14 protein-coding genes are annotated in these 15,370 nt (G+C 69.6%); 9 read left to right on the top strand and 5 right to left on the bottom strand.

From position 1 onward, the window contains the following. Positions 1-82: 82 nt before the first annotated feature. The 4 genes from FNH24_RS08530 to FNH24_RS08545 are packed head-to-tail and all read left to right on the top strand — an operon-like array spanning position 83 to position 4,308. On the top strand, positions 83-1,015 hold the full coding sequence (locus FNH24_RS08530; protein WP_246186811.1) for a branched-chain amino acid ABC transporter permease: 933 nt from the start codon (positions 83-85) through the stop codon (positions 1,013-1,015). After that, positions 1,012-2,748, top strand: coding sequence for a branched-chain amino acid ABC transporter permease (locus FNH24_RS08535; RefSeq protein ID WP_152361735.1), 1,737 nt, complete (start codon positions 1,012-1,014; stop codon positions 2,746-2,748). The genes FNH24_RS08530 and FNH24_RS08535 overlap by 4 nt, the downstream gene beginning before the upstream one ends. Continuing rightward, positions 2,745-3,608 (top strand): ABC transporter ATP-binding protein, encoded by an 864-nt coding sequence (locus FNH24_RS08540; protein WP_217428106.1) that lies wholly within the window; start codon positions 2,745-2,747, stop codon positions 3,606-3,608. Before FNH24_RS08535 ends, FNH24_RS08540 begins: the two co-directional genes overlap by 4 nt. Then, positions 3,601-4,308 carry an ABC transporter ATP-binding protein gene (locus tag FNH24_RS08545; RefSeq protein ID WP_152361736.1) on the top strand — a complete coding sequence of 236 codons (708 nt, stop codon included), beginning with the start codon at positions 3,601-3,603 and terminating at the stop codon, positions 4,306-4,308. Before FNH24_RS08540 ends, FNH24_RS08545 begins: the two co-directional genes overlap by 8 nt. A gap of 6 nt (positions 4,309-4,314) precedes the next feature. Here FNH24_RS08545 and FNH24_RS08550 read toward each other — a convergent pair whose 3' ends face one another. After that, positions 4,315-5,145: an endonuclease/exonuclease/phosphatase family protein gene (locus FNH24_RS08550; protein WP_161606053.1), complete on the bottom strand. Its 831-nt coding sequence runs from the start codon at positions 5,143-5,145 to the stop codon at positions 4,315-4,317. Positions 5,146-5,380: 235 nt separating this feature from the next. Then, the gene (locus FNH24_RS08555) at positions 5,381-6,379 is read right to left on the bottom strand and encodes a DsbA family protein (RefSeq protein ID WP_152361738.1); all 999 of its coding nucleotides are present in this window, start codon (positions 6,377-6,379) and stop codon (positions 5,381-5,383) included. Positions 6,380-6,456: 77 nt separating this feature from the next. Here FNH24_RS08555 and FNH24_RS08560 point away from each other — a divergent pair, with 77 nt between their 5' ends. The 3 genes from FNH24_RS08560 (at position 6,457) to FNH24_RS08570 (ending at position 8,556) form a co-directional block, all read left to right on the top strand. Continuing rightward, positions 6,457-6,999 carry a TetR family transcriptional regulator gene (locus FNH24_RS08560; protein WP_161606054.1) on the top strand — a complete coding sequence of 181 codons (543 nt, stop codon included), beginning with the start codon at positions 6,457-6,459 and terminating at the stop codon, positions 6,997-6,999. Positions 7,000-7,091: 92 nt separating this feature from the next. Continuing rightward, a complete protein-coding gene (locus FNH24_RS08565) occupies positions 7,092-8,183 on the top strand; it encodes a hypothetical protein (protein ID WP_152361740.1) in 1,092 nt (363 codons plus the stop codon). Beyond that, positions 8,176-8,556, top strand: a complete 381-nt coding sequence (locus FNH24_RS08570) for a DUF2089 domain-containing protein (protein ID WP_152361741.1) — start codon at positions 8,176-8,178, stop codon at positions 8,554-8,556. Before FNH24_RS08565 ends, FNH24_RS08570 begins: the two co-directional genes overlap by 8 nt. A gap of 1,571 nt (positions 8,557-10,127) precedes the next feature. Here FNH24_RS08570 and FNH24_RS08575 read toward each other — a convergent pair. The 3 genes from FNH24_RS08575 to FNH24_RS31400 form a co-directional block, all read right to left on the bottom strand. Next, entirely contained in the window at positions 10,128-10,598 is a 471-nt protein-coding gene (locus tag FNH24_RS08575; RefSeq protein WP_152361742.1) for a hypothetical protein, read from the bottom strand. Beyond that, entirely contained in the window at positions 10,595-12,028 is a 1,434-nt protein-coding gene (locus FNH24_RS08580; RefSeq protein ID WP_152361743.1) for a hypothetical protein, read from the bottom strand. Before FNH24_RS08580 ends, FNH24_RS08575 begins: the two co-directional genes overlap by 4 nt. Positions 12,029-12,121: 93 nt before the next feature. Then, positions 12,122-12,649: a hypothetical protein gene (locus tag FNH24_RS31400; RefSeq protein ID WP_161606055.1), complete on the bottom strand. Its 528-nt coding sequence runs from the start codon at positions 12,647-12,649 to the stop codon at positions 12,122-12,124. 94 nt (positions 12,650-12,743) lie between these two features. On the opposite strand from FNH24_RS31400, the gene FNH24_RS31405 reads away from it, so the two are divergent. Continuing rightward, positions 12,744-13,391, top strand: a complete 648-nt coding sequence (locus FNH24_RS31405; RefSeq protein WP_161606056.1) for a prepilin peptidase — start codon at positions 12,744-12,746, stop codon at positions 13,389-13,391. 64 nt (positions 13,392-13,455) lie between these two features. After that, complete coding sequence (locus tag FNH24_RS08595; RefSeq protein ID WP_152361746.1) at positions 13,456-15,363, top strand: vWA domain-containing protein; 1,908 nt, start codon at positions 13,456-13,458, stop codon at positions 15,361-15,363. Positions 15,364-15,370 lie beyond the last annotated feature (7 nt).

Raw genomic sequence — 15,370 nt, forward strand, 5'->3', positions numbered from 1 at the left:
TCGGCGCGAGGACTCCCACCCGGAGCCTCGCGCCGAGTCCATATCAGGGCTGGGTTGGGACGGAAGATGAGGAGTTACCCACGTGGTGCTGCTTCAGCAGCTGATTGACGGACTCTCGCTCGGCGCGATGTACGCCTTGATCGCCGTCGGCTACACGGTGGTCTACGGCATCGTGCAGTTGATCAACTTCGCCCACGGCGAGATCTTCATGCTCGGCGGCTTCGGCGCCGTGTCGGTCTGGTTGCTTTTCCCGGGACGGCCGGTCGCGCTGTGGATCCTGCCGATCATGCTGATCGGCGGGATGGCGGTGGCGGTCGGCGCGGCGTTGTTGATGGAGCGATTCGCCTATCGACCGTTACGCAGCGCGCCCCGATTAGCACCGTTCATCACCGCGATCGGCGTCTCGATCATGCTCCAGGAGATCGTCCGGTTGTTCTACGACCGGATCCCTGGCTTCCCCAGCGCCAAGGCCGCGGTGATCTTCCCGCAGCTCGAGCTGATCAGCGGGGCGGCGATCCCGCTGGCGCCCGGCGTCTCCATCCAGCGCGGGGCGATCTTCACCCTGATCGCGCTGGCGATCTGCACCGTCGTGCTCTATCTGTTCGTGAACCGGAGCCGGCTCGGCCGGGCCATGCAGGCCTCGTCGCAGGACCCGGACACGGCCCGGCTGATGGGCATCAACGTCGACAAGATCATCATGTTGGCCTTCGGTGTCGGGGCCGCGCTGGCCGCGGTCGCCGGGCTGGCGTACGGCCTGCGCTACACCCAGGTGCAGTTCAACATGGGCTTCCTGGCCGGCCTGAAGGCCTTCACCGCCGCGGTGCTCGGCGGCATCGGCAACATCTACGGCGCGGTGCTCGGCGGCCTGGTGCTCGGGATGGCCGAGGCGCTGGCCACCGCGATCCCGTTCAGCGGGTCGGCCTGGAAGGACGTCTGGGCCTTCGTGCTGTTGATCTTGGTTCTGGTGTTCCGGCCGCAGGGTCTGCTCGGCGCCCGGGTGGTCGATCGCGCATGAGCGGACCATCACGGCTGGGCCTGCCCCAGCTGATCACCCCGGAGTTGATCAGGCGGACCGAGCCGTTTGCCTGGATCCTCGCGATCGCCGGCGGGGCGTTGATCATCATCGCTCCGTTCCTGCCATGGGCCTACGACGACGCCGCGCTGGACGACATGTCGGTGCTGCTCTATCCGTCGGTGCTGCAGCTGCTCGCACTCGCGCTCGGGGTGGTGATCGTCGCCGGCACGCTGCTGGACCGGCTGCGGCCGACCCGGCGCGGGAGCCTGGCGCCGGGTTGGCGCCGGCTGGCCAAGGCGGCGGCCACCGGAGCCCTGATCTATCTGGGCCTGATCGTGATCACCATCGGGCTGGAGCTCGGCGGCCTGGTCAACATCGAGCCGGGCGGCTGGATCGCGCTGGCCGGCGGACTGATCGCGTTCGCCGGGACCCGGTTGCTCGCGCCGGCACCGGATCCGGGGTTCGGCCGGCTGGAGGCGCCGGTCGTGGTCGAGATCCTCGCCGTCGCGGTCTTCATGGGGGCCGCGTTCTCCGCGGTCGTGTTCGCCCTCGACTTCGACGACGGCGGCGGCTTCGTCTGTTTCATCGCCTTCCTCGGGGCCGCGGCCGCGGTGTTGATCCGGGGCGGGGTGATGGCCTGGTATTCGGGCATCTCGGCCCGGCGCCGGCCAGTGCTGGTGACGGCCGCGATCCTCGCCGCGATCCTGTTCCCGTTCAGCCAGGGCAGCTCCGACGCCAACCTCTCGATCGCCACCCAGGTGATCATCTTCGCCATGACGGCGCTGGGGCTGAACATCGTGGTCGGCCTGGCCGGCCTGCTCGACCTCGGCTACATCGCCTTCCTCGGCGCCGGGGCGTACGTCTCGGCCATGCTCTCCCAGTCGGCGTTCGCCACCATCAACTTCCAGCCGCCGTTCCCGCTGGTGATCTTGATCAGCGGTACGGTCACGGCGGTCCTCGGCCTGATCATCGGGTCGCCGACCTTGCGGGTCTCCGGTGACTACCTGGCGATCGTCACGCTGGCGTTCGGCGAGATCTTCCGGATCGCGATGCTCAACCTGGACGGGATCTCCGGGCCGGACCTGACCCACGGGCCGAACGGCATTCCCGCGATTCCCGACCTCGATCCCTTCGGCTACGACTTCGGCGACCCGCCGCCGTTCCTCGGCATCTTCGATCCGTTGCCGCGATTCGCCAACTACTACTTCCTGCTGCTGTTCGTGCTGCTGATCGTGATCTTGATCGTGGTCCGACTGAACAACAGCCGGATCGGCCGCGGCTGGGTGGCGATCCGGGAGGACGAGAAGGCGGCCGAGGCGATGGGAGTGAACACCTTCGGGCTGAAGCTGTTCGCCTTCGCCGGTGGCGCGTTCCTGGCCGGCGTCGCCGGTTCGATCAAGGCGCACCACGACATCTCGATCACGCCCGGGCAGTTCGTGTTCCTGGAGTCGGCGTTCCTGCTGTCGGCGGTGGTCCTCGGCGGCATGGGCACGGTGGTCGGCGTGCTGGTCGGCGCGACGCTGCTCAAGCTGGCGCCGGAGAAGCTGCGTGAGTTCGCCGAGCTGCGGCTGTTGCTGTTCGGCGTGCTGCTGATCGTGATGATGCGGTTCCGGCCGGAGGGCATCGTGCCGAGCCGACGCCGCCAGCTGGAGTTCCACGAGGACGATGAGGAGCTTGCCGACAAGCTCGACGAAGGCGAGAGCGTACCGTCGAACGAGGGGGCCCGAGCATGACGACCGAACTGGCACCGCAATTGCGGGGAGTCGATCCCGATCTGCAGATCCTGACGGCGCAGGGTGTCTCGATGCGGTTCGGCGGCCTGGTCGCGGTCGATCAGGTCGACTTCTCCGTGGGACTGGGTGAGATCGTCGGCCTGATCGGCCCCAACGGCGCGGGCAAGACCACCTTCTTCAACTGTCTGACCGGGCTCTACCAGCCCACCTCCGGTCAGGTCGTCTTCCAGGGCGCCGTGCTGCCGCCCAAGCCGCGCCGGGTGGTCAAGGCGGGGATGGCCCGGACGTTCCAGAACATCCGGCTGTTCGCCAACATGACCGCGCTGGAGAACGTGATGGTCGGCCGCTACTGCCGGACCAGTTCGGGGCCGTTCACCTCGATCATCCGCGGCTGGAAGTTCCGCCGGGAGGAGCGGGAGACGAAGGAGATGGCCAACCAACTGCTCGACTTCGTCGGGATCGGCAGCTCGGCCGACCACCTGGCGCGGAACCTGTCCTACGGTGATCAGCGGCGGCTGGAGATCGCCCGGGCGCTGGCCACCGAGCCAAAGTTGATCTTGCTCGACGAACCGACCGCCGGGATGAACCCGCAGGAGACCCGGCAGGCCGAGGAGCTGATCCTGCGGATCCGCGATCTCGGGCTGGCCGTGGTGGTGATCGAGCACGACATGCGGTTCATCTTCAGCCTCTGCGACCGGGTGGTCTGCCTGATGCAGGGCAAGGTGCTGGTCGAGGGGACCCCGGAGGTCGTCCAGTCCGATCCTCAGGTGATCGAGGCCTACATCGGCACCGGGCCGGCCGAGCCGGAGGGCACGGAGCCCGATGGCATCGTCGGGGACGGAGGGCCGCGGAATGCTTGAGGTGAAGGATCTCAAGGTCGCCTACGGCCGGGTCCGGGCGGTGAAGGGGATCACCTTCACGGTCGACCAGGGCCAGGTGGTCACCCTGATCGGGACCAACGGCGCCGGCAAGACGACGACGCTGCGGACGCTGTCCGGGCTGCTGCCGGTCGAATCCGGCGAGATCTGGTTCGACGGCCAGCGGCTGGACGGCACGCCGGCGCACGAGATCGTCCGTCGCGGGATCGCGCAGTCGCCGGAGGGCCGCCGGATCTTCCCGCGACTGTCGGTCGAGGAGAACCTGCTGCTGGGCGCGTTCGCCCGGCGGGATCGGGCCGGCATCCAGCGCGACCTGCACCGGGTGTACGAACTCTTCGACGTGCTGGCCTCGCGCCGGGGCCAGCCGGCCGGACTGTTCTCCGGCGGCGAGCAGCAGATGCTCGCGATCGGGCGGGCGATGATGAGTGGCCCGAAGCTGCTGATGCTGGACGAGCCCTCGATGGGGCTGTCGCCGATCATGATGCAGCGGATCATGACCACGATCGCCGAGCTGAAGTCCGAGGGCGTCACGATCCTGCTGGTCGAGCAGAACGCGCAGGCCGCGTTGTCGCTGGCCGACTACGGGTACGTGCTCGAGGTCGGCCGGATCGTGCTGCACGACACCGGCGTCAACCTGCTCACCAACGAGGACGTACGTAAGGCCTACCTCGGCGAGGACTGATCCGGCTCAGGTCAAAGTCCGGTTCCGCCAGCGGAGGTCGGCGATCACGGCCCGGTGGTCGGACGGGTAGGTCCCGGCCACGGGGTCACCGGCGATCCGTACGCCTTCGACGATCACCTCCTGATCTTCGTGACCCGGCCGGAAGAAGATGTGGTCGATCCGCTGGTCCACCAACTGCGGGCCGGCCTCCAGCGGCGCCGACGGATGGTTCGACGGCAGCGTGACCGCCTCGGGCTCGCCCCCGCCCGCGACCCAGGCGTCGGTCAGCACATCGCCGACCGAGCGCAGCGTCGGCGAATCGGCCGCGGCGTTGAGATCACCCATCAGCAGCACCGGGCACGGCCCGTCGAACCGGGGATCGGTGGCCAGGTCGGCGAGCTGACGACCCTGGGCGATCCGGTCGTCGGTGTAGGCGACGCCGTAGTCCAGGCAGCTCGCGACGATCGGCAGCGGGCCGGCGGGATGGTCGACCCGGACCAGCAGCGACACCGGATCCCAGTCGCGGTGCCGGGCCGGCAGCACCGTGATCTCCGCGTCGAGGATCGGCCACCGGCTGAGCACCGCGATGCCGAGGTCGACGCCGACGTGATCGGGATCCGCCGGCTGCCGCGGTGGTAACGGGTAGGACGGGCCGGCGAATCGGGCGTGCCGGCCGAGCGTGGCGGCCAGCTCGTCGGCCTGCGACGTCTCGCCGTCGGCCCACACCTCCTGCAGGGCGACCACATCCGGGTCGGCCCGGCGCAGGGTCTCCAGGATGCCGGGTTGCCGATCACGCCAGCGTGGCCCGAAGCGCCACCAGAGGTTCCAGGTCATCGCCCGTACCTGGTGGTCCGCCATGTCATCCGTCCCTTCCGCGGGTGGCCGGAGATCGGCCCGACCCGGCTGACGTTCCAGCCAAGCACGGGCCGATTGATGATTCTGGCGGTTTTCGGTCGCGGCGTTCGACTCCGGGAGGTGCCCCTCGATTCTGTCGGCGGATCGGCGTTCGATCCCTGAGCCTGTCGAAGCATGTCCTGAGCCTGTCGAAGGGGGCAGGCCGGATCCGCCCGCCCTCCGACAGGCCGGACGGCGCTCAGCCTCGCAGGGCATCGGCAAGCGCGAACTCCCGCTGAGCCCCCGCGTCGTCACCGAGCCGACGCAGCGTGCGGCCGTACAACTCGCGCAGGTAGCCGTCATCGGGACGATCGGCGACCAACTCGGCCAGCGTGCCGGCCGCCGGAGCGAGGCTGGCGGTCGCCGCCTGGATCCGGGCGTGCAGCGAGCGCACGTTCGGATCGTCGGGATGCTCGTCCAGCAACGGCTGCAGCAGATACCGGCCGCCGTGCGGATCCCGGGCTCCGAGCAGTGCCTCGGCCAACCGGAGCCGGCGCACCTCGGCCGGCATCGGCTCGGCCGGGGGAGCGGTCGCGATCGCCTCGGCCAGGACCTCCGCCGACTGGGCCCCGGCAACCGCGACCCGGCCGTTGATCACGAACGTCGGTGACGTCGCGACGCCGATCGCCCGACCGGTGAGCAGTGCCTCGCGGGTGGCCCGCTCGACCGGGTCCGATGGCTCGAAGCCGGGCTCCAGGTAGAGCAGGCCGGCGTTCAGCGAGTCGGTGCCGGGCGGCCGCGGCAGCTCGTAGCGGTCGGCCAGCCCGGTCAGCCGGTCGAGCGCGTTGAGGTCGACGTGCCGCACCAGGTGGTCCCGGAAGAGTTCCTCGACCAGCCGGTCCTGCACCTCGGGCCCGTGCCGCAGTGCGGCACTGATCAGCCGGTGCGCGCCCCAACTGCTGGCCCGCCACCGGCCGCCGAAGTCACCCTCGATGCCCTCGTCCCGCGCCGCGTCCCGGATCCGGGCGCGGTTCTCCTCCACCGAGCCGGGACCGCAACGGGCCAGCTCGTCGGCGACGCCGGGCTCCTCGATGACCGAGGTCAGCGACGTCGACCAGCGCGGGGCGGTCGGGTCGATCAGGAAGGGGCGCCAGAGCACCGTCGCCGGTCGGTCGAGCAACCGCAGGGCCTGCTCCAGCCGGCGCTTTCCGACGTAGGCCCAACCGCACAGGACGTCCGCGTACACCTCGATGATCATGGTCCCAGGATAGGCGACGTTCGTACGTTATCCAACAGATGTCGGATAGTCGAGGGTCGTCGGATAGTGTGGACAGGGTGGATGACGATCGCCGAGTCCGGCGGACCCGGACACAGCTGCGGGCTGCGACGCTGCGCCTGTTGGCCGACGATTCGACCCGGCTCACCATGGCCGCGGTCGCGGCGGCGGCCGATGTCAATCGGAGCACCGTGCACCAGCACTACGACAGCGTCGACGCGCTGATCTGCGATGCCCTCGCCGACCGACTGCTCGCGATCGCGTCCGAGCTGACCGAGTGCCCGTTCGCAGACGACCGGGATCGCCCGCCCCGGCAACTGGTGGCGCTGTTCGACGCGGTCGCGGACGCGGCGCCGGTGCTGAGCCGGCTCGGTCCGAGTGCCTCGGCCCGGGTGCAGCACCAGCTGACCGGCTCGCTGGCCGCCGTGCTCGACGCCCGGTTCCGGGCCGGCCAGCGCCCACCCGGCTTCGGCCGTGTCCGGCCCGAGCTCCAGGCCGACTTCGTCGCCGCCGGGCTGATCAACCTCGCCCTGCGGCGCGGCCACGCCGACACCGCTCGCCGGCTCGCCGGCCAGGCCTGGCGACTGATCCGCGGGCATTGAGGATTCGACAGATTGGCGCATCCGCATTTACAGAATGACAAGTATTGGTGCAGAATCTATCTCACACTGACAATGAGGTAGAGGGGAATGTCATGAATCAGCAGCGCATGCGGGACGTGCTCGACCGGTTGTCACGGGGTGAGATCACCGCGGAACAGGCGGACCGCGATCTCGCCGATGCCGGCGACACCGTGGCCTCGGACCCGGTCGGCTCCTCGGCCAGGCCGGACAGCGGCACGGCGAAGCCGTCGCCCACACCACCCGTACCGCAGACTCCACCCACCCCACCCCCGCCGGCAGCTTTACCCACACCGCCGCGATCGCTGGCACCGCTCGCGCCGACGGCACCGGCCAAGCCGCTCGCGCCGGTCGAGCCTCCCGCGCCGGCCAAACCGCAGGCGCCGCTCAAGCCGCTCGCGCCGGCCAAGCCGATGACATCGGCCAAGCCGTCCGCGTCGGTCGTGCCGCCCGCGCCAGTGGTGCCGGCCAAGGCGTCCGCGGTCGTGCCGCCCGCGCCGTTGGTGCCGGCCAAGCCGCCCGCGTCGGTCGTGCCGCCCGCGCCGTTGGCGCCGGCCAAGCCGCCCTCGTCGCTGGCATCGGTCGAGCCGCTCGCGCCGGTGGATCCGGCTCCGCCCATCGATGCCGGTTCCGCGGGTCGGGCGGACGCCGGTGCGTCCTCGATCACGGTGCGGGCGAGGATGAACGGATCCGGCGCACTGACCGTGGTAGGCGAGGCGATTACAGGTCCCGAGGTACGAGGGCCCGCGTCGACGCAACTCCACCAGGACGGCACGGAGTTCGTGGTCACCAGCAGCTACGCCGCCGGCACCGAGCTCGCCGTACCGGCGGATGCCGACCTGGTGCTCGAGGTCAACGGATCCGAAGTCGAGGTCCGCGACCTGACCGGGACCCTGGACGGCACGTTCAACGTCGGCGACATCACGGTGGCCGGTCGGTTGGCGCACGGCGATTCGCGGATCCGCGCCAACGCCGGACCGCTGGTGCTCACGCTGGCCGCTGGGTCCGACGTCCGGATCCAGCTGCGGGCCGGATCCCAGTGGAGCGTCGATCCGCGGATCACCCAGACCGGTCCCGGCGAGTGGATCGTCGGCGACGGGCGGGCCTCGCTGGTGATCGAGGGCAACTTCGGCGACCTCACGGTGATCGGCCCGGTCGATGAGTGATCATCAGCACCGGCCGACCCGACAGTGCCCGACCTGCTCCGGCGATCTCCATCTCACCGGCTTGGCCTGCGCGGACTGCGGCACCGAGATCCGCGGCCGGTTCACCCGCTGCCACTTCTGCACCCTGACCGATGATCAACTGGAACTGCTGCACGTCTTCCTCGCCGCCCGCGGCAACGCGAAGGAGCTGGAACGCCACCTGAACGTCAGCTACCCGACCGCCCGCGCCCGACTCGACGACCTGCTCACCACGATCGGCGTCACCCCCACCACACCGTCCCGCCCCTCCCGCCGAGAGGTCCTCGACGCAGTCAGCCGCGGCGAACTGACCACCGAAGACGCCCTGTCCGAACTCTCCACCGACCGCCACTAGCCGGCCAGCTCATGATCTTGCCCCCAGGATGGAAGGAACGGTCGGGAAACGTCCCACTCGGCGAAGGGACGATCCCGGACGGGTGCGGCGGCGCTTCGCCAGGTCAGAGACACGCAGCGGCGCCCTTCCCACCTCTGAACAGCCGACCGGCCCCGTCCATCGCCTGTGACGCATCCCGCCCTCCGCCCGAGCTGCGAAGCGGCCCGCCCCAGGCCTCAGGTTCTTCACGTTAACGTGAAAAACCGTCGCTTCATGAACGTTGCAACCTTCACAAAGTGTCAGGAACGGGGGTGAAGCTCGGCATTCGACGGTACGGGTCGGCGCGGGCCGGGGAGTCGAGGTGGCCCCCGGATCCGGTGGGTAGTCGATGCTGATTCCCTCCGACCGGTCCAGGTCTGCCGGCGCCCTCGGAGAGAGTGCAGGCAGCCCACAACCCTCTCCTCCTTGCGATCTTCCTTTGGTCACAGCCGAACGTTCCTGGCCACGTCGATCCGGCATCGCAAGAACCCCTTCGCCAGCCGACCACAGTGCCGAAGGCGCCATCGCCCGCGCGGCCGCTTCGCCGACGCGACCGCCATCGGCCGGCGCGACCCCTGCAACGGTCGCGCCGGCCGATATCGGTCGCGTGGGGCTCGTTGCTTGCCGGGCCGGTGGGCGAGTGGCTGGCGGGCCTTCGTCGGCGCGACTCGTACCGGCTGGCGCGACTGTTGTAGGGGTCGCGTCGGCCGATGTCGGTCGCGTAGTCGTTTGCCGGGCCGGTGGGCGAGTGGCTGGCGGGTTTTCGGCGGCGCGACTCGTGTCGGCTGGCGCGACTGTGGTAGGGGTCGCGTCGGCCGATGGCGGTCGCGTGGGGCTTGTTGCTTGCCGGGCCGGTGGGCGAGTGGCTGGCGGGTTTTCGTCGGCGCGACTCGTGTCGGCTGGCGCGACTGTGGTAGGGGTCGCGTCGGCCGATGGCGGTCGCGTGGGGCTTGTTGCTTGCCGGGCCGGTGGGCGAGTGGCTGGCGGGTTTTCGTCGGCGCGACTCGTGTCGGCTGGCGCGACTGTTGTAGGGGTCGCGTCGGCCGATTCCGGTCGCGTGAGGCTCGTCGCTTGCCGGGCCGATACCGGTCGCGCGTGCCGCGTCTCTTGGCTGCCGCGCCGCGGGCCGATCGGCGACGCGACTGGTGTCGGGTCGCGCGACTGTTGTGGGGGTCGCGCGGACTGGCAGGGGTCGCGGCTGGAATCGCGTCGTCGCCCTGTCGGCGGATTCGGCGGGCGCAGGTGGCTGACGGGGTATGACGAAGATCGTGCAGGCGGGTAGTCCCGCCTTCTCGGTGCGATCTTTGAGGCCCGCTATACGTGCCCGATCCGAATCTCACCTGTCCGGGTTCGGGAAGCTGCGCAGGACCGCATGCCCTCGACTGCGAGCTGTCTGGATCCCAACCGGGCGCCGCATCCGGATCACCGTCCTCCGTGCCGGTACGGGATCTCGGGCGAGGACAGAGCCGGGAAAACCGCCGTCGGCCAGACGATCACGTTCACCGGGCATGTCGCACGGGTCGGCGATGATCAAGACCTGCCCTTCGGCAGGCTCAGGGGACGGATGGGGGCCGGGACTTGAGCACCCAGCAGAGCCAGCCGATCACGGCCTGGCCGATGGCGACGATGATCACGCCGGGCGCGAGGTCGAGCGGGGTGGGGATGTAGCCGGCCGCGAGGCGGGCGGTGGCCACGAAGATCGCGGTGATGGCGACGAGGGCGCCCAGCAGGGCTGAGACGGCCGCGGCGGCCGGCCGTAGTTGCGCTGCCGGACGGGTCGCGAGGCCGACGGCGAGGCCGGCGGTCGCGGCGGCGGCCAGGTTGACGACCAGGCCGCCGTGGGGGAGGGAGAAGGCACCGGTGAGGGCGGCGATCAGGGATCCGATCAGGTAGCCGACGAGTTGCCCGGGCAAGATCACCAGGAACATTCTGATCATGATCGCGCGCAGCTGCGGCCGGTCGTGCCCGCCGACGACATACGGATTCGCGCCGGGACCGCCGGACGGTTGATTGAGCCGACTCATTTCGCGATGCACTCCTTGAACGTGACCGGCGTCCGGAAGCCGTCCGACGCGGGGGTGCCCAGATAGGTCGCGTCGACGGCGCGGGAGTCCTCGGTCTCCAGGCTGAAGTCGACACCGAAGGCGATGCCGATCTTGACCTCGGCGGCGAAGCCGGTCTTGTCGATCACGTTGTCGTACTCGACGTTGCTGACCGTCGCGTTGGTGTACATCAGATTTTGCAGCGTGTCGTTCGGCACCAGTTGATCCGGGAACGCGGTCTCGGGGGAGACGACCCCGCCGTTCGCCAGCCAGGCGTCGACAACCGCACGCTGTTGATCATCGGTGATCTTCAGCATGGTGGTGGTGACGGTGGTGCCGCCGGTCCCGTTCTCGTCCTTGCCCTCACCGCCGAGATTGCCCTGGCCGACCTTGGTCGAGTCGCTGGCCTGGCCCTTCCGAGTGGTGGTGATCGTCACCCTGGTGATCTTCCCGTCCTTGTTCCGGGTGATCGCCAGGCTGGAACCGAGGAGGCCGGAGAGGTTCTTGCCGAACGGCCCGAGCTGACCCGTGAGCTCGCCGTACACCTCGCCGTTGGTGGTCCAGATGGTGTCGCCGTTGCGGTTGTCGGTGAGCTGGGTCCAGGTGTTGCTGGCACCGAATTTGATCCCGGATCTGGCCAGGTCGAGGCCGGGCACCCCGTCGTCCTCGTCGTCGCCCTGGCTCTTGTCCTTCTGTTCCCAGGGCAGGTTGACGCCGAGCTCGCCGGTGACGTTGGCGTCCACCTTGATGGTGGAGACGTTCTGATCCGGCGGCTTGGGCGGATCGGTGGCGCCCTTGATCGCCAGGTAGATCGCGTAGCCGCCGGAGGTGTCGTGCTTGAGCGTCTCCTGCTCGATCAGATACTGGTCCAACTGCTCCCGCATCGACTTCGCTTCGTCGGCGTTCTTGAAGATCCAGGTGCTGCCGTAGTCGAACTCGACCCCGGCGCCGAAGTCGACCTGGGCCCCGGCGGACAGCTTGCCGATGTCCAGTTCGGCGCCGAAGCCGCCGGTGACCCCGGCGCTACCGCCGTCGGTCGCGGTGTAGGCGACGGTCCCGTCGCTGTACGTGGTCTCGATGAAGCCGGCGTTGTCGCCGATCTCGATGAACGCGATCTTGATCACCGAGCTGACCTTCTCGGTCCGCTTGGTGACGGTGCACCGGTCCGGCTTCGGGTCGAACGTCGGCTGGCCGGGCTCCCCGGGTGGCGCCTCGTCGCAGGTGATCGGCTGGCCGTTCGCCCCGACCGTGCCGACGGCCTTGATCAGCCGGCAGATCGCGTTCCGAACGGCGATGTCGGCGGACTCGATGACCGGGGAACCGACGACGGAGATCACCAGCACCGCGACCATCGCCAGCGCGCCGAGGTACTCCAGCGTCGCCGTCCCCGCGTCTCGTCGTCTCGCGTGCATCGTCCGCCCGCCATTCTGGATGGGTTCCACAACGACGGTATGAAGTAACGCCTCGGCGGTCATGGGTCCGCGGACCCAGCGCCGGGCCCAAGCTCACTCGGTGACCGGGCGCAGCTCCATCGACTCGAGCAGCTCGCGCTCCAGCGCCGGATCCGGCTCGCTGACCAAGATCGACACCGCCACCGACTGCGGGTACGGCCAGTGCGCGGCGACGATCCACAGGCCGTGCAGTTCGGCGGAGTCGTCACCGGTGATCGTGTAGCGGGTCAGTTGCGCGGTGGTCGCGCCCTCGACGGTCACCTCGCGGGACTCGGTCACGGTGAACCCGGCCAGCCCGACCTGCGCCTTGCCGATCAAGGTGCCCATGCCCTGGGCCGCGGTCGCGTACGAGCCGAAGTCGCCGGCGAGGCTGAGCTGTTCCGGGGCATCGGGCGCATCCCGGAATCCCTTGTTCCACGGGGATTCGACGGCGAACTCGGTGTCCCAACCGACCGGTCGATCGACGGTCAGCCGGCCGACCGTCACCGTGACGTACCCGTCGTTGGTGGCATCGGAACACCCGGCGAGCAGGGCCAGCACGACCAACAGGACGACCCCAGGGAAGGCCCGACGTGACGACATGGTGACCTCCGGTCCGCGCATACGGATGTGCCACGCGACACGCTACAGTCACGATCGGGCCGGTTCGCCGATCCGGTCGGCGGAGGAGGTTGGCGTGGTGCTCTGGATCTGCCTCGGCGTCGCCCTCGTGCTCGGCGTGAGCGCCTCCCTCTGGCTCCGGACCGGCGGCTATCGGCGCGACGACGACGAGGTACGGCGCACGATCAACCCCTGGCTGGTGCCGCCGGTCGCAGTGGCCGGGGTGCTGCTCGGCTCACTGCTGTGGCAGCAGCCACTCGTCGTGGCGATCACGTTCACCGTGGCCTGGGTGTGGGCGTTGGTGCTCGCCCTGATCGATCTCGAGGTCCGGCGGCTGCCCGACGTGCTGACCCTGCCCGGCTATCCGGTGTTCGCCGCGGGCCTGACCGTGTGCTCGGCGCTGACCGGCTCCTGGTGGAACCTCGCGGTCGCCGGCATCGCCGCGGCGATCGCGCTGGTGATCTTCTTCCTGCTGGCCTTCCTGGCCCCGGGCGGGGACGGCCTGGGCTTCGGCGACGTCAAGCTCGCCGGGGTCCTCGGCGGCCTGCTCGGCTGGCTGGCTCCGATGACGGCCGCGCTCGGCCTGCTCAGCGGCTTCATCATCGGCGGGCTGGTCGGGGTGATCTTGCTGGTGGTCCGCAAAGCCGACCGCCGGTCCCACCTGTCGTTCGGCCCGGCCATGATCGCGGGCGCCTATCTGTGGACGATCCTGCCGCCGATCTAGCCCAGCACGGCCTGGACAGCCCGGTTACGATCAGCGGACATGTCGTGCGGAAGGCGAATCATCGATGTCGAACGGGTCCCGAGCCTCACGGTTGATCATCCTGGCCGTAGCGGCCGCCGTCGTGCTCGCCGGGCTCATGATCGGCCAGTCGCCGGCGCGGGCGGATGACCCGGTGCGGGTGTTACTGCTGCTGGACGTGTCCGGGTCGATGAACGAGAAGGTGTCCTCCGGCGGGACGAAGTTGGCGGCGGCGAAGGGTGCCCTGAAGCGGGTGGCCGATTCACTGCCGGCGGGCACGCAGGTGGGTCTGCGGGTGTACGGGTCCAAGATCAAGGAGCCGAAGAAGGAGAATCCCCAGGCGTGCCGGGACTCCGAGCTGGTGATGCCGATCGGCGCCCTTGATCGCAACCGGATGTACCAGGCGGTGGACTCGTTCCAGGCCGTGGGGGAGACGCCGATCGCGTACGCCCTCGAGCAGTCGGTGGCCGATCTTGGTGATCATGGTCGGCGGGTGGTGGTGTTGATCTCCGATGGTGAGGAGAACTGTGTGCCGGATCCGTGTCCGGTGGCGACGAAGCTGGCGGCGAAGGGTGTTGATCTTCAGTTCAATGCGATCGGGTTCGATGTGAATGCGAAGGCGCGCAAGCAGTTGCAGTGCATTGTCGACGAGACGGACGGCTCCTATTACGACGCCGACGACACGGATGAACTGAACGAGTCGCTGGACAAGCTGACCAAGCGGGCGTTGCGTCCGTTCGCGCTGTCGGGCGCACCGATCCAGGGCTCGACGGACCCCGAGCTGCCGGCCCCGGTGCGACCCGGTCAATACCTGGAGTCGTACGACAGCACCGGTGACCCGCGGCACTACCGGATCGATCGGACGCCCGGTTCGACGGTGCACCTCGGGATCAGCGCGGTCACGCCGAGCAGCGATGACGGTTACACCGACTCCTGGGAGCTCAGACTGGAAACGATCGACGGCACCCTGTGCGACACCGACACCTTCGGCGGCGGATCGGTGGTCTCCGCGACCGTCGTCGCCTCCGGCTCGGTGAGCACCGCCGGCGCCACCGACGCCTGTCAGCGGGACCCGGTGCTGCTGAAGGTCCGCCGGGCCGTATGGATCAAGAAGGACGTGCGGGTCGAGCTGGTCCTGGCCGAGGAGCCGCCGATCACCAACCTCGCCGAACTGCCGCCGCCGTTGGCCAAGGAGCCGGGCGGGATCGCTCCGGTCGCCCGGCAGCAGCGCCCGGCCAAGGTGGTCGGCGGGCTGGCGTTCACCGACGCCACGCCGGTGCAGCCCGGCTCCTACCTGGACGAGATCGCCGTCGGCGAGACCGTGGTCTACAAGGTGTCGCTGCAGCCCGGGCAACGCCTGCGGGCGACGCTGGACGCGCCCCGACCCGGCAGCGACTGGGGCCTGGAGTCGGGCTACCAGGGCGTCGTGCCGAGGATCATCGTGCTGTCGCCGTCCCGGGCCGAGGTGGACAACGAGTTCACCGCGGTGATGGGCGGCGGGCCCGCCGCGCGGCTGACGGCCGGGTCACCCGAGGTGCGGATCCGCAACCGGGAGTTCCCGGATCCGACCGTCGGCGACAACCACGTCCGGGCGGCCTCCCGCGGCGGTGACTACTACCTCGCCGTCAGCCTGGACGCCAACAAGACGAACCTGATCCGGACCCTGTTGCCGATCCAGCTGAACGTCGCGGTCGACGGCCGGCCGGCCGGTCTCCCGGTCTATGCCGCTCCGACACCTACCCCTTCGCCGGGGCAGTCGAGCCCGGCCGCGCCGCCCGACTCCCGCGTGCCGACCGATGCCGCGACGCCGCCGGTCACCGCCGGACCGGACCACTCGACACCGCCGGAATCGGACCTGCAGCGGATCGTGCTCGGCGCCCTGATCGGCCTCCTGGCGGCGGCGCTGCTGGCCGGCGTGATCGCGGTGCTGGTGCTGCGGCGCCGGCGCCGCTGAGTCCGCA

Origin of the sequence: Microlunatus speluncae (genome assembly GCF_009299835.1) — a bacterium.
GTDB lineage: Bacteria > Actinomycetota > Actinomycetes > Propionibacteriales > Propionibacteriaceae > Microlunatus > Microlunatus speluncae.